The 20450-nt window shown below is 69.7% G+C and carries 23 protein-coding genes; 12 read left to right on the forward strand and 11 right to left on the reverse strand.

Annotated elements, in window-relative coordinates:
* Positions 1-9 precede the first annotated feature (9 nt).
* Positions 10-1167: an ROK family transcriptional regulator gene (locus BKA15_RS19565; protein WP_179753555.1), complete on the forward strand. Its 1158-nt coding sequence runs from the start codon at positions 10-12 to the stop codon at positions 1165-1167.
* 228 nt (positions 1168-1395) lie between these two features.
* On the opposite strand, the gene BKA15_RS19570 is transcribed toward BKA15_RS19565, so the two are convergent.
* Entirely contained in the window at positions 1396-2280 is an 885-nt protein-coding gene (locus tag BKA15_RS19570) for a LysR family transcriptional regulator (protein WP_179753557.1), read from the reverse strand.
* 126 nt (positions 2281-2406) lie between these two features.
* Here BKA15_RS19570 and BKA15_RS19575 point away from each other — a divergent pair, with 126 nt between their 5' ends.
* From BKA15_RS19575 to BKA15_RS19585, 3 genes are read left to right on the forward strand one after another with little or no spacing between them, the layout of a single operon-like run.
* Positions 2407-2625, forward strand: a complete 219-nt coding sequence (locus BKA15_RS19575) for a hypothetical protein (protein ID WP_179753559.1) — start codon at positions 2407-2409, stop codon at positions 2623-2625.
* The gene (locus BKA15_RS19580; RefSeq protein WP_179753561.1) at positions 2571-3404 is read left to right on the forward strand and encodes a lactonase family protein; all 834 of its coding nucleotides are present in this window, start codon (positions 2571-2573) and stop codon (positions 3402-3404) included. Before BKA15_RS19575 ends, BKA15_RS19580 begins: the two co-directional genes overlap by 55 nt.
* A gap of 55 nt (positions 3405-3459) precedes the next feature.
* Positions 3460-3720, forward strand: a complete 261-nt coding sequence (locus tag BKA15_RS19585) for a hypothetical protein (RefSeq protein WP_179753563.1) — start codon at positions 3460-3462, stop codon at positions 3718-3720.
* A gap of 307 nt (positions 3721-4027) precedes the next feature.
* Here BKA15_RS19585 and BKA15_RS19590 read toward each other — a convergent pair whose 3' ends face one another.
* Positions 4028-4624 carry a TetR/AcrR family transcriptional regulator gene (locus tag BKA15_RS19590; protein WP_179753565.1) on the reverse strand — a complete coding sequence of 199 codons (597 nt, stop codon included), beginning with the start codon at positions 4622-4624 and terminating at the stop codon, positions 4028-4030.
* Positions 4625-4657: 33 nt separating this feature from the next.
* On the opposite strand from BKA15_RS19590, the gene BKA15_RS19595 reads away from it, so the two are divergent.
* Positions 4658-5545, forward strand: coding sequence for an SDR family oxidoreductase (locus BKA15_RS19595; RefSeq protein ID WP_179753567.1), 888 nt, complete (start codon positions 4658-4660; stop codon positions 5543-5545).
* On the opposite strand, the gene BKA15_RS19600 is transcribed toward BKA15_RS19595, so the two are convergent.
* The 6 genes from BKA15_RS19600 to BKA15_RS19625 form a co-directional block, all read right to left on the reverse strand.
* A complete protein-coding gene (locus tag BKA15_RS19600; protein ID WP_179753569.1) occupies positions 5502-5924 on the reverse strand; it encodes a TIGR03668 family PPOX class F420-dependent oxidoreductase in 423 nt (140 codons plus the stop codon). The two genes, BKA15_RS19595 and BKA15_RS19600, sit on opposite strands and share 44 nt — an antisense overlap.
* A 7-nt stretch (positions 5925-5931) precedes the next feature.
* Positions 5932-7389, reverse strand: coding sequence for a S10 family peptidase (locus BKA15_RS19605; RefSeq protein ID WP_179753571.1), 1458 nt, complete (start codon positions 7387-7389; stop codon positions 5932-5934).
* A gap of 28 nt (positions 7390-7417) precedes the next feature.
* Positions 7418-8797, reverse strand: coding sequence for an extracellular solute-binding protein (locus BKA15_RS19610; RefSeq protein ID WP_179753574.1), 1380 nt, complete (start codon positions 8795-8797; stop codon positions 7418-7420).
* Positions 8798-8822: 25 nt separating this feature from the next.
* Entirely contained in the window at positions 8823-9647 is an 825-nt protein-coding gene (locus BKA15_RS19615; protein ID WP_312879142.1) for a carbohydrate ABC transporter permease, read from the reverse strand.
* Between the two features lie 3 nt (positions 9648-9650).
* Positions 9651-10622 carry a carbohydrate ABC transporter permease gene (locus BKA15_RS19620; RefSeq protein ID WP_218871484.1) on the reverse strand — a complete coding sequence of 324 codons (972 nt, stop codon included), beginning with the start codon at positions 10620-10622 and terminating at the stop codon, positions 9651-9653.
* A 243-nt stretch (positions 10623-10865) separates the two neighbouring features.
* Positions 10866-11648 (reverse strand): sulfite exporter TauE/SafE family protein, encoded by a 783-nt coding sequence (locus tag BKA15_RS19625; RefSeq protein ID WP_179753576.1) that lies wholly within the window; start codon positions 11646-11648, stop codon positions 10866-10868.
* 81 nt (positions 11649-11729) lie between these two features.
* Between BKA15_RS19625 and BKA15_RS19630 the strand changes: the two genes are divergently transcribed.
* A complete protein-coding gene (locus tag BKA15_RS19630; protein ID WP_179753578.1) occupies positions 11730-12695 on the forward strand; it encodes a phosphotransferase family protein in 966 nt (321 codons plus the stop codon).
* Here BKA15_RS19630 and BKA15_RS19635 read toward each other — a convergent pair.
* Genes BKA15_RS19635 through BKA15_RS19645 form a run of 3 tightly spaced genes read right to left on the reverse strand, consistent with a single transcriptional unit; the run spans position 12664 to position 14093 of the window.
* Positions 12664-13218, reverse strand: coding sequence for a P-loop nucleotide/nucleoside kinase family protein (locus BKA15_RS19635; protein WP_179753580.1), 555 nt, complete (start codon positions 13216-13218; stop codon positions 12664-12666). The two genes, BKA15_RS19630 and BKA15_RS19635, sit on opposite strands and share 32 nt — an antisense overlap.
* A gap of 30 nt (positions 13219-13248) precedes the next feature.
* Positions 13249-13746 carry an SRPBCC family protein gene (locus BKA15_RS19640; RefSeq protein WP_179753582.1) on the reverse strand — a complete coding sequence of 166 codons (498 nt, stop codon included), beginning with the start codon at positions 13744-13746 and terminating at the stop codon, positions 13249-13251.
* Positions 13743-14093: an ArsR/SmtB family transcription factor gene (locus tag BKA15_RS19645; RefSeq protein ID WP_179753584.1), complete on the reverse strand. Its 351-nt coding sequence runs from the start codon at positions 14091-14093 to the stop codon at positions 13743-13745. The genes BKA15_RS19640 and BKA15_RS19645 overlap by 4 nt, the downstream gene beginning before the upstream one ends.
* Positions 14094-14302: 209 nt before the next feature.
* On the opposite strand from BKA15_RS19645, the gene BKA15_RS19650 reads away from it, so the two are divergent.
* From BKA15_RS19650 to BKA15_RS19675, 6 genes are all read left to right on the forward strand, one after another.
* Positions 14303-14566, forward strand: coding sequence for a hypothetical protein (locus BKA15_RS19650; protein ID WP_179753586.1), 264 nt, complete (start codon positions 14303-14305; stop codon positions 14564-14566).
* Positions 14567-15624: 1058 nt separating this feature from the next.
* The gene (locus BKA15_RS19655; protein ID WP_179753588.1) at positions 15625-17004 is read left to right on the forward strand and encodes a DNA/RNA non-specific endonuclease; all 1380 of its coding nucleotides are present in this window, start codon (positions 15625-15627) and stop codon (positions 17002-17004) included.
* Complete coding sequence (locus BKA15_RS19660; protein WP_179753590.1) at positions 17001-17405, forward strand: antitoxin YezG family protein; 405 nt, start codon at positions 17001-17003, stop codon at positions 17403-17405. The genes BKA15_RS19655 and BKA15_RS19660 overlap by 4 nt, the downstream gene beginning before the upstream one ends.
* Positions 17402-18352: a sigma-70 family RNA polymerase sigma factor gene (locus BKA15_RS19665; protein ID WP_179753592.1), complete on the forward strand. Its 951-nt coding sequence runs from the start codon at positions 17402-17404 to the stop codon at positions 18350-18352. The genes BKA15_RS19660 and BKA15_RS19665 overlap by 4 nt, the downstream gene beginning before the upstream one ends.
* 58 nt (positions 18353-18410) lie before the next feature.
* Positions 18411-19163 carry an alpha/beta fold hydrolase gene (locus tag BKA15_RS19670; RefSeq protein ID WP_179753593.1) on the forward strand — a complete coding sequence of 251 codons (753 nt, stop codon included), beginning with the start codon at positions 18411-18413 and terminating at the stop codon, positions 19161-19163.
* Positions 19164-19208: 45 nt separating this feature from the next.
* Positions 19209-20450 (forward strand): MFS transporter, encoded by a 1242-nt coding sequence (locus BKA15_RS19675; RefSeq protein WP_179753595.1) that lies wholly within the window; start codon positions 19209-19211, stop codon positions 20448-20450.

The raw sequence follows: 20450 nt of genomic DNA on the forward strand, positions 1-20450 counted from the left end.
GTTGGCCAGATGCAGGAGCGGTCCGGCAGACCGACGCTGACGCTCAAGGATGCGATCGATGTCTACGGGGCCGAGACGTCGCTGCTGCGACACCTCAACCGCAACGAGGTGCTGCGGTTTCTGCGCACCTCCGGCGAGGCGCACGGCATCTCGGCGGTCGCCCGGGAGACCGAGCTGTCCAGGCCGACCGTTGATCTTGCGTTGCGGGACCTGGCCGATCGGGGTCTGGTGCTGGAGACGACCCAGACCGTCAGTTCACCGCGCGGCGGCCGGCCGGCCCGCGAGTTCCGGTTCGACGCCTGGGCGGGCTGCCTTGCTGCGGTGACCGTGACGAACCACGAACTGCTGGTGGTGATCGCCGATCTGCGTGATCAGGTGATCGGTGAGCGGCGGTTCAGGTTCGACGACCTGAACGCGGAACCGGACCCGCCGGGGTGCATCAAGGCCGCTGTTGATCATGCGCTGAATGAGTGTGCCCAGTCGCCGGCGGGGCTGCGGATCGCCGTGATCGGGGTGCGCGGGATCGTCTCCGCGACCGGGGTGGTCGAGGTCTCCGGCGAGCTGCCGTCGCTGGTCGGCGAGGACGCGCACCGGCGGCTGACCGAGGCGTTCGACTGCCCGGTCCTGATCGAGAACGACGCGAACCTGGCCACCCTGGCCGAGCACCGCAATCTGGCCGGGCCGGACAACGTGGTCGGCCTGCTGATCGGGGAGGGCCTCGGCTGCGGGCTGGTGCTGAACGGCGAGCTCTACCGCGGTGCCCACGGCGCGGCCGGCGAGTTCTTCGGCGAGGACACCTCCCGGTCCTGGACGGCGACGAACCGGGCGATCCGCGACTACGCGAAGCAACGTGATCAGTCGTTCGCCGCGATCTTCCGGACGGCCCGGCTGAAGCCCGGGCGGGCCCGGACCCTGGTCGCCCGCTACGCCGGAGAGATCGCCGAGCGGGTCGGCTCGCTGCTGGTGCTCGATCCTCCGGTGATCGTCGTCGGCGGCGAGATCGTCGAGGCCGGCGACGTCTTCCTCGACCCGTTCCGGGCCGCCCTGAAGCCGTACCTCTACGGAGACACCAAGATCATCTACTCCGACCTCGGCGCCGACTGCCTGCGCAGTGGCGCGCTGCAGGTCGCGGCGGACTGGATGGAACGGCAGCTGTTCCAGGTCTGATCACCCTTGTGCCCCGAGCCTGTCGAAGGGCGAGGGTCGATGTGGCTTGCCCGGGTGAAGTCGCGAAACCTCTTGGTGTCGACCGCAACGGGCCGGTACAACGTTGCAGCCGTCGATGCGAAGAGAAATCGCGACACGGCTCCACCGCATCCGCGACTGCGCCCACACCTCGGCCACGCCGGCCGCGGTTCGGGGACTCGACTCAGCTGTTTCGGTTCGGGTGTGGGCTCAGGGATCGTCGGTACGGATGCCGCAGGTCTCGAGGAACCGGACAGCCGTAGGGATCGGGCGGTCGCCGAGCCAGGCCGCGGCGACCGGCAAGTCGGGAGCGTCGACGACCGGGCGGTAGGCAACGCCGGGCCGGCCGGCGGAGGCGATCCCGGCGGTGACGAAGCCGACGCCGGCACCGGCGGCGACGAGGCTGACCAGGACCGGCATCGGATAGACCTCCTGGACGATCTCGGGCCGCACTCCGGCTCGGCTGAACCCGGCGATCAGCCGGTCGTAGATCACCGGGCCGATCACCCGCGGTCCGACCAGCCACGGCTCACCGGCGAGGTCGGCGAACGTGAGCCGCTCCTGGGCGAGCAGCGGGTGGCCGTCCGGCAGCGCAAGCAGCAGCGGCTCGCTGCGCCAGTCGGCCACGGCCAGCCGGGGACCGCTGACCGGCGGATGCAGCACGCCCAGGTCGATCCGGCCCTCGGCCAGGGCCCGTTCGACGCTCGGGCTGTCCACCTCGGTCAGCTCGAGGACGACGTCGGGATGGCGGCGACGGAACTCCTGCACCCGGCGCGGAAGCTCGGTGAAGCCCGCGATCACCGTGAACCCGAGCCGCAGCCGGCCGGCCTCGCCGGTGACCGCCCGGCGGGCCAGCGTCACGCCGGTCCGAGCGGCCTCGAGCATCGCCCGGGCCAACGGTAGGAACGTGCGGCCCGCCTCGGTCAGCGCGACCTGGCGCCGGTTGCGGTCGAGCAGCCGCGCACCCACTTCGCGTTCCAGGGCAGCGATCCGGCCGCTCAGCGCCGGCTGGCTCAGGTGCAGCTCGGTCGCCGCCTGCCCGAAGTGCAGCCGCTCGGCGACCGCGACGAAACCTTCCACGGCACGGGTGTCCATGGCAGCGAGGCTACGTCGGTGATCGGCATCTCCGATCACCGTTGGCCGGATTCCGATTGTTCGGCGAACACGGCGCTGGTCGGCTGGGCGGTAGTGAATCGTCCGACCGAACGAGGTGGAGTCGTCATGTCCCGTTCCCTGCCGCGCGTCGCGGCCGTCCTGATCACGCTGCCCGCCCTCGCCCTGCCCGGGACCGTCGCGGCGGCGGAACGTGATCATGGTCCGGCGCCGACCATCCCGATGTTCGTCACGGTCGCCGACGCGGAGCATGCGGCGAGCACGTCGACGGCGTGCTCACCCCGGAGACGGCCGGTCACCGCGACCTGCTCACGGTCTCCCGGCTGATCCGCGGCGAGGTGCGGTCGGCGTCGGTCGCCGCGTCCAACTCGGTGACCGCGCCACCGGAAGTGCTGGCGCTGAGTCCCGGCGGCCGGATCGCGTACGTGCTCGAACGGCTGGGCGGCCGGAGCCCGGGCGACACCCTGGCCAGCCAGCTCCCGGCCGGTCGGACGCTGACCGCGATCGACCTGACCGACCCCGCAGCGCCCAAGATCATCGGCGGCACCGCCGTGGCGTCGACGCCGGAGGCCCTCGCGGTCAACCCGGACGGCCGGACCGTCGCCCTGGTTGCGAACGATTCCGAGCGGTCGGTGCTCCAGCTGCTGCCGGTCGGCGCCGACGGGCGGCCCGGTTCGCCGCGCACGTACGATCTCGCGGGGCTCGGCCTGACCGATCCGGCGGGCGGTGATCTTGTCACCCAGGTGCAGTGGCACCCGTCCGGCCGCTATCTGGCGATCAACGTCACCGATCAGAACCGGGTCGGCTTCTTCGAGGTGGAACGCGATGGTGATGTCGTCCCGTGGGGCGCGCCGGTGATCACCGGTACGGATCCGTTCGTCGGCCGGTTCACGCCCGACGGCCGGCACTACCTGACCGCGAACTGGGGCCGTGATCTTGAAGCGCCGGACATCGAGGGCCGGCTGCCCGACGTGCCGTCGACCGTACAGGCGATCAAGCTGGCGGCGCCCGGGGACCCGCGGGCCCGGCACCGGCCCGGTCCGGAGGCGGACACCGACCGGTCGTCCGAGGGGCTCGCGATCAGCCCGGACGGGCGGCTCGTGTGAACATGGCGGCACCGCCCTGCCCGCGGACAGCCCCGAGCATGATCAACAGGCGACCGTGTCGCTGCTCCGGTTCGACTCGCGGACCGGGCGATTCAGCAAGGTGGGCGACTATCCGCTGGACGGCCGGCTGCCGGAGGGCGGGACGTTCGACCCGACCGGCCGCTGGTTCCTGGCCACCGTGTACGAACCCGCCCGCCCGGACGGGCCCGGCTCGGGCGTCCAGGTCTATCGGGTGCTGCCCGGTGACCGGGGTCTGCAACCGGTCCAGCGGATCCCGCTGCCGCACGGCACCCACCACGTCGTCGTCCCGCGCTAGCTGGGTCGAACGCGCACTGAGCGTGCCAGGCCAGGTCAGCTTTCGCGGGTACTGCCGGTCAAGCGGTCCGTTCGGTGATGGCGAAGCTGCGCTGGTGAGGCAACGGTCCCGGTATGCCGGGGGGCGGTCGCGTGTGCGGACGTCGGGGCGTGTCGCGATTTCTCTTCGCGTCAAGGGTCGCAACGTTGCACCTACCCGTTGCGGTCGACCCCAAGAGGTTTCGCGACATCGCTCGGCAGGAACAGCGGCCGGTGGTTCGGGGTCGGCTTGTGGCGGGTAACGGTGGCGCGGGTTCGCCTGCACCGAACTAGGAGGGTGCGAAGCCGGCCTCGGCCAGGCGCAGGGCGCGGTGCATGGCGCGGCGCCGTGCGAGCCGGGTCCGGTCGGGAGTTTGATCATGGACGGCGGCTGCGGTGACCGCGCCGATGGCGGCGCCGAGTTGGATGGCGGCCCGGTTGGCGCCCGGCGTCTGGGGCCCGAATCGTGCCCGGACCGCTTCCAGGACGGCGAGTTGCAGACCCTGCAGCCGGCGGACCAGGGAGGCCGGCGCGCCGTGGCCGCGGCGGGCCAGTTCGGCCCGGACCGGGGCGAGACGGTCGGCCTCGTCGCCGATCGGGTCGGCGGCATCGATCATCGCGATCATGGCCGCGTGGACGGCCTGCCAGGGTGTCGCGTCGTCGGGCAGTGCGTCGACCGCGGCGACGGCGAGCTCCGCGTAGCGCTCGACGTGATGGAACAGGATGTCCTCCTTCGCCGTGAAATGGACGAAGAAGGTCCGCGGCGACACCCCGGCCAGCCGGGCGATCGCGGCGACCGACGTCTCGTCGAAGCCGTCCCGCAGGAACAGCGTGGTCGCCGCCTCGACCAAAGCCCGGCGGGTCGCCTGCCGCTTTCGCTCCCGCAAACCCTTTGGTTGCACAAGTGTAATATTGCACATGTGCATCGAAATCGTACGTATCTGGTGACCGGGGCGGACAGCGGGATCGGTGCGCTGGTCGCGGAACGGCTGACCGAAGCCGGCGGTACGGTGATCCGCTGCGGAATCGGTCCCGGCCTGGAGATCCGGGCCGACCTGTCCGACCCCGCGGAGGCAACCAGGCTGGCCGCCGAGGCGGAGCGGCTGGCCCCGGCCGGGCTCGACGGCGTTGCCCTGGTCGCCGGCATCGCCGAGCCGTCGCCGCGAACCGTACGGCTGAACTACTTCGGCACCCTGGCCGTGCTCCACTCGCTGCGGCCGCTGCTGCTGCGGTCTGCGGCACCGCGGGCCGTGCTGGTCTCGTCGGCCTCGTCACTCTCCGCCGGCGCCGCCGACCTGATCCACGCCTGCCTGCGTGGTGACGAGGCGGCGGCCGACCGCGCCGCCGAGCGGGCCATCGCCGGCGGCCGGGGCACGGTGATCTACCGGTCGACCAAGATCGCGATCAACCGCTGGGTTCGCCGCCACGCGGGCGGCCCGGACTGGGCCGGCAGCGGGATCCCGCTCAACGTCGTGGTGCCCGGGATCGTGGATACCGAGACCGCGCGGAGCACCATGCTCGGCAACCCGGCTCAGGCCCGGGTGCTGGCCGAGGCGCTGCCGCAACCGCTCGGCTTCCCCGGTCCGGTGGCGGCCGCGGCCGCTGCGGTCGCCTGGACCGTCGGCGCGGAGAACTCGTTCATGGCCGGCCAGTTGATCTTCGTCGACGGTGGTGCCGACGTGATCCTGCGCGGCGACGAGCCGTACCGGCGCGGTGTCCGCTACCGGCCGGCGGCGCTGGTCCGGATGATCTTCTGGTCGCTGGTCAGCCGGGTTCGCCGGACCAGCCGGTCCAGCGGTCGACGGTGATCATGATCACCGGACCGGCCGGCGGGTTGTCCCGGTACTGCGGGTACTTCCGGACCAGGGCGGCGACCGGAGCCACCCGATCCGGGCCGTCGGTGATCACCGAGGCGCTGCCGTCCAGCCGTACCCACCAGAGCCGGGTCCAGTCGTCCTCGTAGTGATCGCAGAGCAGCGCGGCCCGGGGGTTCTCGGCCAGGTTGCGCAGCCGGCGCAGGTTCGTGGTGGACTTCGGCTTCTGGTCGATCCCGATGATCACCGTGTCGCCGGTGATCGCGAACGTGACCGGCACCAGGTGCGGCTGCTGGTCCGCCCCGGTGGTGGCCAGCCGGGCCACCGCGGCGCCCTCGACCAGGCGTCGGCAGGTGGCCTCGTCCAGTCTCATGGTCCGGTCAGGATCGTGCGGAGGTTTCCGTGACGAACTTGGCCAGATCGGCCGACTGCTGCAGCCGGCTCGGTTCGTGCACGTACATCATGTGGCCGGCCTCGTAGTAGGCCCATTCGATCCGGTCCCGGGCCTGCTCCGGCAGCTTGAGGTGGGCGAACACGTGCTCGGCGGCGAAGTGCGGCGTCGCGCCGTCGTAGTACCCGCAGGCCACGTGCACGCGCAGGTGCGGGTTCGCCCGCATCGCCTTGGTCAGCGACGTCGCCACCTCGACCGACTCGCCCTCGAACTCCTTGTACGACCAGGGCTGCACCTTCGGCGTCAGGATGTTGTAGGCGACATCGGTCGAGTAGCCGAGCTCGGAGCGCACGTAGGAGTTGAGCGCGGCCGAGTAGGGCCCGGTGATCGCCGCGTGCGACGGGTCGTACTCCATGTGATCACCGTTGTGGTCGGTCGGCCAGCCGGCGAACCGCATGTCCAGCCGGCCGATCACCTGGCCGCGATCACGGAGCAGCTCGGCGGCGAACGCGTGCAGCGTGACCCGGAGGTCGGCGCGGTCGACGTACTCGGGATCGAGCCCGGTCAGCGCCGAGTAGCGCTGCACCAGATCGCTGCGCTCGGTCACCGAGAGCCGGTTGCCCCGGCCCAGCCCGACCCAGAGATCACCGGCCGCGAACTGCTCGGCCTCGGCGACCCGTGTGCGCAGCCGGCCGGAGACCTTGCCGTGGTAGTGCGCGGTGGCGGTGAAGGTGGGGAAGTAGAGCGCGTACGGAAGATCATTTCCCTCGCTGTAGTGCACCGACCCGAGGTCCAGCACCGACGAGATCAACATCAGCCCGTTCACGTACAGGCCGTCGTTCTCGGCCAGGCGGGCGGCCAGGGCCGCGGCCCGCGTCGTGCCGTACGACTCGCCGGCCAGGTACTTCGGGGACAGCCAGCGGCCGTTCCGCGACGTCCAGAGCCGGACGAACTCGCTGACCGACTCGATGTCGCGGCCGTAACCGTGGAAGTCGTCGGCCTGGTGTCCCTCGGTGGTCCGGGAGAAGCCGGTGGTGACCGGATCGATGAAGACCAGGTCGGACACGGCGAGCAGCGACTCGAGGTTGTCCTCGATCTTGTACGGCGGCGGCGCCAACTCACCGGCATCGCCCATGATCACCCGGCGCGGGCCGAGCAGCCCCAGGTGCAGCCAGACCGAGGACGAGCCGGGCCCGCCGTTGAACGCGAACGTCACCGGACGCGTGGCCGGGTCGGCGTCGTCGAGAACGTAACTGGTGTGGAAGATCTGGGCCCGCGGCTGATGTCCGGTGAACTTGCCGTCGGTGATCACCTCTTCCCGAAGCACCACCCGGCCGGTCGTCGCCGTGTAGTTGAGCTTGGACCGCCCACTGCCGATCTGATGGGTCGTGACCACAAGATCGTCAGTGGGCGACTGTGGATGATCACTCGAGGCTTCGTCACTCATGGACGATATTCTGCCGCAACCGTAGGTTTCAGCTGTTGGGTGCCTTCCCGGCCAGCTTCAGCTTGGTGATGATGTCCTGGATCTGGCTGTTCGCCGCCTCCATGGTCTTCGGGATGTCGGCGCCGCGCATGGCCTTCTCCATCGCCTGGCCGAACGCCTCGGCGACGGTCCAGTCGTACTGCGGCTCGAGGGCGGCCGACGGCAGCACCTGATCTTGAATGACCTTGCGCCACGGGTTCAGCGTGTCCGCGTCCGGCGCCTGGGCGACCGCGTCGACCAGTGACTTGCGGGTCGGGAACTTCGAGAACCCGGTCACCGTGAAGTAGTCGAGCATGATCGCCGGATCCGGTCCGGCCAGCGCCCACAGGAAGAACTTCCCGACGGCCTCGATGTGCTTGGACTTGGCGTCGATCATCCACTTCATGTTGCCGTTGGTCGCCGGTGCCGCCCCGGTCCCGTCGTGGGTCGGGATCGGCGCGACGCCGACCTTGTCGCGCAGGCCCTCGAACTCGTCCAGGATCTGGCTGATCGCCCAGGAGCCGTTGATCATCATCGCGGCCTTGTTCTGGCCGAACGGCGTCGAGTCGTTGGCCGGGCCGAGCGACTGCTTCGGGATCGCCTGGGCGTCGAACAGATCACGGTAGAGCTGGGCGAGCTTGTGGTACGCGGGATCGTTGGCCTGCGCGGTCGACCAGTCGTCGCTGATCGGCAGATGCCCGGCGACGTTGCGCTGCCAGGGCCAGGACTGCCAGCCGAAGTCGCCGCCGGTCACACCCATGACCAGCCCGAACCGGCCGTCGGCCTTGGTCTTGCTGCCGAAGTCGACCAGCTCGGCCCAGCTCTTCGGCGGCGTCTCCGGGTCCAGTCCGGCGGCCTCGAAGAAGTCCTTCCGGTAGTAGAGGACGGTCTGCGGCTCGAATAGCATCGGGTAGGCGTAGTGCCTGCCGTTCACCGTGACCAGTTCGCGCGCGGTGTCGGTCAGGTCGTCCCAGGACTCCTTGGGCAGCACGTCGGTGAGATCGGCCAGCTCGCCGTTCTCCACCTGCACCCAGACGTTGTTGCCGACGCCGATGTACATGTCGGGCGCCTTGCCGGCCGCCTGCGCGGCCTTGATCTTCTGCTCCCAGGCGTCACCGGGGACCTGGGTGAGGACCACCTTGACCTCGGACTGGGCCGCGTTGAACTGCTCGACCATCTTCTTGTACCAGGCGTCCTCGCCGTTGGTCAGCTTGGTCTGCCAGAACTGCACCGTGATGGTCGTTCCGGGTGATTGCGGTTTCTGCGCCTCGGAGGCGGACTGGCCGGGCGTCCCGGAGCCGCAGCCGGCGAGCAGGGCTCCGGTGCCGGCCACCGCGCTGGTGGCGAGCAGGTTGCGGCGGCTGAGCAGCCGCCGGGCGGGTGAGGTCATGGCACACTCCTTCGTGAATTCGGGTCTACTTCAAGCCGGCGATCTTGATGTTGCTGATGATCCGGCGCTGGAAGATCATCACCAGCAAGATCACCGGGAGGGCGGCCAGGAACGACCCGGCCATCAGCAGTCCGCGCTCAGGCGACCGCTCGGAGCGGAAGTTCGCCAGGTACTGCTGGATCTGGAACAGCTCCGGGCTGGTGATCGTCATGATCGGCCAGATGTAGGAGTTCCAGTACGCGAGGAACGAGACCACGCCGACCACGACGAAGGCCGGCTGGGACAGCGGCAGGAAGATCCGGGTGTAGATCCGCCACCGCCCGGCGCCGTCGATCATGGCCGCCTCCTCGAGGGCAGTCGGGATCGACAGGTAGAACTGCCGGATGAAGAACATCTGACCGGCCGAGGCGATCCCCGGCAAGATCAACACGGTCAGCGTGTCCAGCATGTAGAGCCGGGTCACCATGATGAACGAGGTGAGCAGGATCGCCATCGACGGAACGAACATGGTGCCGATCGCCAGCACCCAGAGCAGCGGCTTGAAGGAGAACTCCAGGCGGGCGAAGACGTACGCGGCCATCGAGTTCACCGCCAACGTGCCGACGGTGAAGATCGCCGCGCCGACGAAGGTGATCACCATCGCGCGCTGGAAGGCCGGGTCGGTCGCGATGGTGACGTAGTTCGACACCATCCACTCGGTCGGCAGCAGCTTGAACGGGGTCGCGGTGACCTCGCTGTTGGGCTTGAAGCCGGAGAGGGCCATCCAGAGCAGCGGGAACAGGGCGACGGCGGCGAACAGCAGCGCGACGACCGTCCGGCCGAACCGGACCGGAGCAGGACTCTTGGCCACGCCTCAGCCCTCCTGGGTCTTCTCGGAGTTGATGAACCGGAAGATCAACGCCGACACCAGGCCCAGCACCACGAACAGCATCAGCGCGGCGGCCAGCGGCTGGCCCTGCCGTTGATCTTGGGTGAAGTGCTGGAAGATGTAGAGGTTCGGCATCATCGTCGAGTTCAGCGGGCCGCCGCCGGTCATGATCAACGGCAGTTCGAACTGCTGGATGGCGCCGGTGCAGCCCGCGATCAGCAGGTAGATCAGCACGTTCTTCAGCATCGGGATCGTGATGTGGATCGTCTGCTGCCACCAGGTCGCGCCGTCCAGCGACGCCGACTCGTAGTAGGAGTCCGGGATGTCCAGCATGCCGGCGAGCATGATCAACGCGGTGACGCCGAAACCGATCCAGACCGCCGGGACGGCGAGCGACGGCAGCGCGGTGGCCGGGTCGCCGAGCCACGGGATCGGCTCGAACTCGCGGAACGGGCTGACCAACAGGTCGAGGAACCAGTTCAGGATGCCGCCGTAGTAGTCGAAGATCAGGATGAAGACGATCGACGCGATCACGCCGGACACGATCGTCGGCAGATAGATCGACGTCTTGACGAAGGACGCCAGTCGGCGGCCCATCCCCTTCACCACCGAGGCGAAGACGAACGCGAGGACCAGCCCGATCGGCACCACCAGCACCATGAACAGCAGGCCGCGGACGATCGACTGGGTGAAGATCGGGTCGCTGAGCACGTTGCGGTAGTTGTCGAAGCCGATGAACGTCGACGGCAGGTAGAACGAGAAGTCGAAGAACGACAGCGACGCCGCCTGGAAGAACGGGATGATCACGAAGATCGCCAGCAGCACCATCAGCGGCGCCAGCATCAGGTAGGCGATCAGGTTCGAGCGGTGCAGCCGACCGGTCCGGCGGGGTGCGGCGGTGCGGGCCGGCCGCGGCGGTGCGGCGGTGCCCGGCGGGCTCGGTGTTGCGGTGGCCAACTGACCCTCCTCGGCCTCGGAATCCGTCGGCCTGACGATAGGTGATTGTAATCGATTTCACAACCAGATTGGTATCGATTTCACAACTAGGTGGCGGGGCGCGGCCGGCGTCGCCAGCTCGCTGCCGGTCGTCGTCCGGATCCACGGCGGGGCGTGGCTCTCAGGCCGGGAGGAGGACGTGGCGCCGTACCTGCGGATCCAGGCCGGGCCCGGCCTAGCTTCCTGGCCGGCCGGTTCCGGTGATCACCCGAGCAGCAGCCGGGCGATCGCGATCACGCCGAGGATGACGATGATCGTCCGCAGCGCGATCGGCGGCAGCCGGCGGCCGACGCTCGCGCCGATGAAGCCGCCGATCAGGCTGCCGGCGGCGATCAGACCCGCCGCGGGCCAACTGATCCGGTCGAACGCCACGATCGTGTACGCGAGCGCGGCGACGATGTTGACCCCGAGCGCCAGCACGTTCTTCAGCGCGTTCAGCCGCTGCATGCTCTCCGGCATCAGCGCGCCCATCGCGCCGACCAGCAGAATGCCTTGCGCGGCAGTGAAGTAGCCGCCGTAGATGCCGATCAGGAAGACCAGGAAGATCAACAAGACCGTCTTGCCGCGGGACAGCGTCTCGCCGTCCTCGCCGGCCGCCTCGGCCCGGCGCCGGGCCCAGGCCTGGATCCTGGGCTGCAGCACGACCAGCAGTACCGCCAGCCCGAGCAGCACCGGGACGATCACCCGGAACACCGTCGGCGGCAGGTGCAGCAGCAGCCAGGCGCCGCAGACCGCGCCGAGCAGCGAGGCGGGCAGCAGCTGCAGCAGCCGGCGGCCCTGGCCCTTGAGCTCGCGGCGGTAGCCCCAGGATCCGGACGCGCTGCCGGGCACCTGGCCGATCGCGTTGGACATGGTGGCCACGACGGGCTCGTACCCGAAGGTGATCAAGGTCGGGAAGGTGATCATGGTGCCGGAACCGACCACCGCGTTGATCGTGCCGGCGCCGACTCCGGCGAGCAGGATCAGCAGGATCTCGACGGGACTCACTCGGTCGAGGGTACGAGACGGGCTCCGGTCGCCTGAAATCCGGTCGCGCCCTAAGCGAGCCCGTGCCTAGGCTGACGGCTCGTGAACACCACCCCACGGAGTTCTTCTCCTCCGCTTCGCTCCCCCGAACAACTCCGCGGGGACCCCGGAAAGAGTGAACCCGTACCCACTCCTCAGCTCGCCGAGGCCGAGATCCGCGCCCTCGCCGAGCGGGCCCTGGGCGTCCCCGTGTCCGCGACGGCGCCGCTGGCCGGGTCGGTCGGCAACCAGAATCTCCGGTTGGACACCGAGCGGGGGCGGTTCTCGATCAAGCTCGCCGCGGAGAGCGAACTCGCCGGCGAGCGCTGGGGACTGGAACGGGCGGCCGAGGCCGGGGTTCCGGTGCCTCGGGTCGCCGCGGCCGGCGAACTGGGCGGCGACCGCGGGTTCATGATCACCGGCTGGGTTCCGGGCGGTCCGGCGACGGTCGCCGACACCGAGGCGCTGGTCGAGGCCGGTCGGGCCATCCGGCGCTACCACGAGGTCGGCGGGCCGGGCTACGGGCTGGCCGACGTCGAGGCCGGGGCAGCTCGCGGCCGGTTCGGCAGTTGGGCCGAGCGGCTCGCCGACATCGTGGCGAAGACCGAGCCGCTGGTCCGGCACGGCGTGATCACCGCCGAGCTCGCCGACGGGTTCCGGGCGGCCGTGGATGATCATGCCGACGCGATCGCGTACGACGGCGAGGGCGTCCTGCTGCACTGCGACCTGAAGCCGGCCCACCTTTTCGTCGCCGACGGGCGGCTGTCCTCGATCATCGACTGGGGCGACACGTCCTACGGCGATCCCCGCTACGACCTGGCCCGGCTTTCGGTGGCCGAGGATGCGATCTTCCGGCCGGCCCTGGAGGGGTACGGGCTCGAGCTGGAAGCCGAACTATCCCGGACCCTCGCCTGCTATCGCGCCATCCAGCGGGTGGACGCGCTGCACTACGAACTGATGGCCGGCGGCGACTGGTTCGACGTCTACCGCCAGACGATCATCGACTGGCTCGCTCCCCAGCGAACGTGATCAACTCGGGCAGCGTCGGCGAGTAGCCTTCGGTGGTGTCGACGTCGACGGTGGGGACGTCGAGAGTGATCGGGTCGAAGTTCAGGGTGCGTTCGCGGACCTCGGCCAGATGATCAAGATCGCCGTGGGCGGCGGCGCGGAGCCCGTTCTCCTCGTACCGGCGGCGGATCCTGGCCGCGACCGTGTCGGGATCGACCCGGCAGCGGACCAGGCGGACCGCGGCCAGCCCGAGCAGCGGAGTCAGGCCGGGACGCCACAGCTTGTCCTGGTACGCGGCCTCGGCGACCACCGTGATCCCGGCCCGCAGCAGGTATTCGACAACCCCGAAGAACGCCGGCAGTGTGCGCAGGTTCAACTCGTCGACCGGGCCGGGCACGAAACCCGGGTGGGCGTGGACCATGCCTTCCTTGAGCTCGTCCCGGCAGATGGCCGGGCAACCGACGCCCTGCGCGATCAGGTGGGCCAGCGTGGTCTTGCCGGAACCGGGCGGACCACTGACGACGATCAAGGAGGGGAAGGCCATACCTCGTGTTCTAGCACGGCCCGTTCATGATCAGGAAACCTGAGCCTCGAAGTGAGAACGCAGGGCCGGGAAGTAGTCGTCGAAGTTCGGCGTCGGTGCGTCCGTGACCGAGGCCACGAGTTGATCAAGGTAGTACTCCCAGCCGGGGCCGATCTCGCCGACAGCGGCTGGGTCGACCCGGTGCATGACGAATCGCAACTCGGCGTGATCACCGGCTCCGCTCAGTTCGAGGCTCACGTCCCAACTGCCCTGATCATCGATGGTTAGCACCCGCAGTCGCCGCGGTGCCGCGCACTCGGTGATCTTGACGTCGGCCCACGGCGTGTCGTCCTCGAAGCCGAGTTGCATCCTGACCGTCGAGCCGACGGCGCCTTCGCCTTCCCAGCGGCCGATCCAGCGGGCCGTGCGGTCAGGTTCGGTGATGCTGGCCCAGGCGTCGTCGATCGAACCGGGCAGGGTCCGGGTGAGGACGAGGTCGACGCCGTCGGCGTTCGGGACCAGGCGTCCGGTGGGGGTCGGTGTGGTCATGCTGATTGCTCCTTCGGGTTGTTCGCTTCGGTACGGCGATCGCGGCGGGCTCGGGCGACCTCGGTGACCAGCGCATCGAGTCGGCTCGGCAGCGACGGCCCGAGCAGTCGGTTCAGATACGCCGCGACCTCGGCCAACGGCTCCGGCCGCAGCCGATAGATCCGCTGCCGCCCGACCAGTTCGGCCTCGACCACCCCGCACTCGATCAGGATCCGCAGATGCTTGCTGACCGCGGGCCGACTGATCGGAAAGTGCTCCGCGATCCGGCCGGCCGGCAGCGGGGAGGCATGCAGCAGTTCGAGGATCTCCCGGCGAACCGGGTCCGCGATCGCTCGTGCTCCGTCCATGCCCGAAAGCGTAACCGATCGGTTACACGTTCCGCAAGGGGCCCGGTTCGGCGAATCCCGCCTCATGGTGTCCCGCGACCGCGGAGACCTGTTGCTGATCTTGTTCGGCATATTCGGCGGGGCAGGGTGCGGCGCCGGTCCGGACCCGCGCGAGCGGTCCGGGTGGCGGCTCTCGAGGAGGACCGGGCCGCGGTCGTTGTCGTGAGGCATTGGGGCGCCACCACCGGCTTCAGTACCCACGTTTCGATCGTCGGGCGGAGGAGAAGCTGGGTCGTGACAACGAGAACTTCAGCGACGGCGTGCTGCCGCTCGGCCCTGACACCGCGCTCGACCTCCGGGGTCACCTGGTGCGCCGCGGCCCGGTCACCACGGCCGCCACCAACCGGCTCAGGATCGAAACCCCGGCAGGCGCCCGGGTCTTTGCCCGGTTGCCCGAACGAGGCCAGGTCGCGATCGACTACCGGACGCCCTGACCGGCCGGCGGGTCGCCGTCACGGGCAGGCCTTCGTGACGGCGGGCCGTCCGAGCTGGGCGGTCCGAAGCCCACGGGAATGTCAACCTGGCCGCGGTTCGGGCCGCGGGAGTGCGGGCTTGTCGACAACGCCACGGGTTGGGTCCCGAAATGCGCAGGAATGTCGACAACGCCACGCTCCGGGCCGCCAAGGATGCGGGGTTTTCTCGATGATTCCGCGGGTGGGTCGCGAAAGGTGGGGGAGTGTCGACCATGCCGCGGTCGGGCTGGGAGGGGACCGGGCTTCGCGAGCGAGAATCGGCCGGGCGTGGAGCCGCGCTGCTGCGAACGGAGGGTGTGACCCGCTGGGCCCAGGATCGCATTGCACAGCCCGACCTCACCGAGTGGACCTAACGGGCAGGTCCCGGGCACGTTTGGTTGCCCTCAGCGTCCGCTCGATGGCGGCACGATCGAGTCGGTACCGCGGGCCGCCCTACCACCGGGCCCGCCCGGTCACGTTCCCGCCGGAACGCGACCCCAGCCGACTCCGTGATTGACCGCCGCGAGTAGCGCGTGTTGTGGATTCGGCATAGTCGTGTGACCTCGCGGAAGATCTTGTTGGTGGGTGACGTCGTCGAGCGGACGCCCTGACCGGCGAATCCGCGCCGAAATGGAGGTCAAGGCGTCCGCTCAGTAAAGGTGGCCCGGCAGCGCATCTTGCCGTTTGCCCTTTGCTGCCCCCCGACGGCCGGGGAGTCGGCCCGTGCAGCAAAGTGCAAGATCGTGCCACTCGCCGGTCCGCTGCTGGCGTCCACCTCACGACCCGACCGCTGTGGATTTCCGCCGCGTCTGACCGGCTGAAATTCACTCCGGTCGTGTGCCTCGAGTACGGGGAGGGCCGCGAGTTCGTCGGCGACGGTGCCTACGGATCGAATGCTGCAGCACCCTGAGTAACCGGCGGACATCACACCGGTCGCGTCACGACCCGGACCGCGGAAAGGTCGACAGCGCCGTGGGTGTGGCCGTGTTCCCGGCCGGCGCGGTCGGTTAGCCTCGGCGGAGCGGCGGGAGGTGATGGCGGTGCGGGAGTTGGGTCGGGCCGAGGGCGAGCGGGAGGCACCGGACGGGCGTGATCTTCCGGAGTCGCAGCGGTCGGGCCGGTCCGAGGAGGACTGGCGCCGGGCGGAGCGCGCGATGGACGAGTTGCGGCTGGAGTATGCCCGGCGGCGGCACGAGGCACGGGAGGCCCGGATCGCCGAGGCGGCCGAGCGGGGCGTCTCCCGCGAGGAGTTCGTGGCGAAGGAGGAAGTCGCCTACGAGGATGCCCGGCAGGCCGAGGAGTTGCAGGAGTCGCGCCGTAAGATCAGCAGTCCGGCTCTCTGGGGGCCGCCCGAGACGCACGAGGCGCAGCGGCGGGAGCCGTACGAGCGGCAGGACCGGGCGCTGGAGCACTTCCGGACCGCGCCGATCGAGGGACCCGAGAACACGCCGCTCGACCCGGATCGGCGACGAGTGTTTCCGGTGACGGAGTGGACCCGTAGGGATCCGACGTTTCCGGCGGGCGATCTGGGCCGCCGGGACGAGCTGGTGTACAAGCGGTACGAGGCATCCGAGCGTGAGCGTGGGGCGGAGTCCTTCCGGTTGCCCGGTGGGCGGATTGATCTTGCCGGCAGCATCCAGCCGGTCGCCGAACCGCTTCGGGAGCGTTATCCGGCGGGGGTCGAGTTCTCGGAGCGCGGGCATCCTGATCTTGGTCGGTACGCGAGCAAGACCGTCGAGTTGCGGAACGGTTTCGACCGGCCGGAGCACGCCGAGGTGGACGATCGGGCCAACCTGATCTTCGGCTGGGAGAGCACCCCGGAGGGCAAGACCTGGCACAAGTCGGGCGACGGGCGGACGGTGTGGCTGGTCGACACCGAATTGCACGAGCAGTACGGGCACGCCGACGAACCGAAAGACCGATCGCTGCGACTGTCGACCGCGGACCCCGAACACAAGGAGTTGCTGAACCAACCGCCGCCGGACAGCACCGTGGTGGTCGACGAGCGCTTCACCTACCGCACCGATCACCTGGGTCGCGTCGTCCACGCCTCGGCGAAGCTGGAAGTCGTCGACCTTGATCATCCGCGGGACAAGTCGGCCCAGGCGCAGTTGATCGGGAAGCTCCCCGGTGATCATGCCGGGCACCTGTTCGCCAGGATCTTCCAAGGCCCCGGAGAGACGATCAACCTCACGGCGATGGAAGCGAACAAGGTCAACCTCGGACAGTTCAAGAGCGCTGAGAACGCCTGGCGGCGAGCCGTCGAAGCTGGTCGTGACGTCAAGGTCGACATCTCCCTCGTCTATGCCACGGACACGCCGCGTCCAGATGCCCTTCAGTTGACCTGGTGGATCGACGGTGAGAGAGACGAGCGATTCATCTACAACACTCCACGCCCCAACGACACGGAGACAACATGACCCCCGACCCAGAAACCCTGAAGAGAATTGCCTCAGCCATGGTGGAGCCCGCGCCGAAGGGCTGGTCACGCATCCAACTCTTCGCGTCGGCTGTGGCCTCCGGCAACCAGACCAAGTTGGCGATCGAGAAAGGCGACGGCAATGTCGATCGGTCGCAGGGCATCAGCGCCGATGGCCATTTCGCGATCGGCGATCTCCGCGCAGCGATGTACGCCGAGGGAGTCGGCACCTGGTACAACGCAACTTTCACCCTGACGCCGGATGGGCAGTTGGAAACCGACTTCGACTACGACAACCCGCCGTACAACGGCGACTATGTCGACGTGATGCTGGAAGATGATCAAGAGGCGTACCCGCGCAGCCCCGAGAACCTCCCGGCCTGGCACCCCTCGCGCACGTGACGCCCTTCTCCGCCGAGCAACTGGAAGCTCACCGAATCGGGCTGACCGGGTTCTGCTACCGGATGCTCGGTGGCGCGGCCGAGGCCGAGGATGCGGTGCAGGAGACGATGCTGCGGGCCTGGCGGGCGGCCGGCTCCTACGATCCGGGCCGGGGCGCGTTCAGCACCTGGCTCTACCGGATCGCCGCCAATCTCTGCCTGGACCTGCTCCGCGGTGCGGCTCGCCGGACGATCGCGACCGACCTGGGTCCGGCCGCGAACGGCCCCGAGCTGGGACTTCCGTTGCCGGACGACCGCTGGATCCGGCCGATGCCGGATGCCCGGGTGCTGCCGGACGACCCGGCCGAGTTGGCGGCGCAGCGGGAGTCGGTCCGGCTCGCCTTCGTCGCGGCTCTGCAGCAGCTGCCGCCGAAGCAGCGGGCGGTGCTGATCCTGCGCGAGGTGCTCGGTTGGCCCGCCGCGGAGGTTGCGACGCTGCTGGACTCCTCGGTCGCCTCGGTGAACAGCGCGCTGCAGCGGGCCAGGGCCACGCTGCGGCGGCCGGCCCCGGCGGCACCGCTGGACGCCGCGCACCGGTCGCTGCTGGACCGGTATGTCGACGCCTTCCAACGGTTCGACATCGAGGCGCTGACGGCGTTGCTGCACGAGGACGCGACGATGTCGATGCCGCCCTATCCCTGGTGGCTGCGGGGCCGGGCCGCGATCCGTACCGCCCTGGAACATTCGGACGGGACCTGCCACGGGGCCCGGCTGCTGCCGGTCGCGGTCAACGGGTCGCCGGCGTTCGGGCAGTACCACCCGCACGGCGACCGCTACCGGCCCTTCGCGCTGGACGTGCTGGACCTCGCGGACGGGCGGATCGTCGGGATGACCACGTTCCTGGACGCCGCCGGCGACTTCGCCCGGTTCGGCCTGCCGGTCGAGCTGCTGGTTGCTGAGTTCCGATGAGTTTCAGGGTCACGGTTCGTACAACCGGAATGTGAGTGCGAACAACGAAAGGATCTCCATGACCGGCAATCTGACCCTGAACGGCCACCCTGCCTGGTACGACGTCCGGGGCAGCGGCGAACCGCTGGTGCTGCTGCACGGCGGCTTCTCCGACTCGCGTGACTTCGACGACAACCTGGCCCGGCTCGCCGACCGGTTCACCGTCTACCGGTTAGACCGGCGGGCGCACGGCCGGACGCCGGACGTCCCCGGCCCGGTCACGCTGGACCAGTTGGCCGACGACGCGGCGGCGTTCCTCTCCGACGTCGTCGGCGGGCCGGCTGCCGTGGCCGGCTACAGCTCGGGCGGCGTCGTCGCGCTCGCCACGGCGCTCCGGCGGCCCGACCTGGTGCGCCGGCTGATCTTGATCAACACCGCCGCAAGCCCGGACGGTTGGCTCGTCCATCCCGACCCGGACGGAGAATTCCCGGCCGTGGTGGTGGATGCGTACGCGGAGGTGTCGCCGGACGGGCGTGATCATTTTCCCGAAGTGGTACGGAAGTTCGCCGGCATGGAGCAGGGGCCGGCGCTGGATCCGGCCGGCGTCGACTGCCCGACGCTGGTGCTCGGCGCCGACGACGACATCGTCAGCCTGGCCCACACGGTCGAGGTCTACCAGGCGATCCGGGACGCCCAGCTGGCGATCCTGCCCGGCACCAGCCACCTGCTGCTGTGGGAACGACCGGACGAGGCGATCGCCCTGGTCGGCGAGTTCCTGACCCGCGAGCCGAACCGGCTGATGCCGATCCGCTTCGCGGTCCCGGCGGCCTGACCCCGGCCACCCGCCGCAGCCGGACGGAGCCGCTGACCGTACCGTGTGAATGGCCGGCCCGATCGGGCCCGCGGGGAGGCGTACGGAGCGATGCAGGCGGGCGACTCGGCGATCGGTGTGATCGCCCGCTCCCGGTTCCTCCGGGCCGCCGTGATCGCCTTGTTCTGCTCCGGCCTCGGGGTCTCGTCGGTGACGCCGCAACTGACCCTGTTCCTGGTCGAGGAACTGCACGCGTCGCTGCCGGTCGCCGGGCTGTACTACCTGACCAACCTGGCCGCGCCGGTGGCCGGCTACCTGGTCGGGCGCAGGTCGGACCGGTCCACCGATCGGCTCGCGATGTTCCGGGTCTGTGCGGTGGTCGGCGCGGCGGGCTGGGTCGTGATCGGGTTGGCCCAGGCGATCTGGGTCCCGTTCGTGATCAGCATCCTCGCGCTGAGCATCGGCGGCGCCGCGATGGGTCAGCTGTTCGCCGCCTGCCGCGACGAGTTGAGCCGGCACCCGACCACGGTGGACAACCAGGTGATCGCGCTGGTCCGGATGGCGTTCACCGCCGGCTGGGTGCTCGGGCCCGTCCTCGGCAGTTGGTACGGCAGCGTCGCCGGCCTGCGTCCGATGGTGTTCGCGACCGCGGCCCTGGTCCTGCTGCAGATCCTGCCGCTCGGCCGGCAGCGGGTGCCGCGCTTCCATCGGCCCGGGGATCCGGGGCCGGCGCCGGATCCGGGCGGCCGCCGGATGCTGCCGTTGTTGATCTTCATGGCGATGATCGTGCTGGCGATGGCGGGCGACACGATGAAGTTCGGCTACCTGCCGATCTACATGGAGCAGCAACTGCAGCTGTCGCCGTTGCTGCGCGGCGCGGTGATCGGGGTCCAGCCGCTGCTCGAGTTCGCCCTGATGCCGCTTGCGGCGCGGCTGGCCGACCGGTTCGGCGCGCTCCGGGTGCTGCCGGTCGGCGTCGCATTCGGCGTCACCGGCAACCTCACGTTCGCGTTCTCCAGCGACGCCGTCGGGCTGTTCGCCGGGCAGCTGCAGATCGCCCTGCTCTGGGCCTGCATCGGCGCGCTGGGCGTAACGATCGCCCAGGACCTCTATCCGGAGCGGGTCGCCACGGCCTCCGGCCTGTTCATGAGCACGATCCCGGTGGCCGGCGCCGTCGGCGGCCTGATCGGCGGGATCGCCGTCGGCACGTTCGGTCTGCCCCGGGTGTACCTGCTGCCGGCCGGGCTGACCTTGATCGGCTGCGTCGGTCTGGTGGTGCTGGACCGGGCCCTGCGCCGCCGGACGTAG

Source organism: Microlunatus parietis (assembly GCF_013407955.1).
In the GTDB taxonomy this organism is placed as follows: Bacteria; Actinomycetota; Actinomycetes; order Propionibacteriales; family Propionibacteriaceae; genus Microlunatus; species Microlunatus parietis.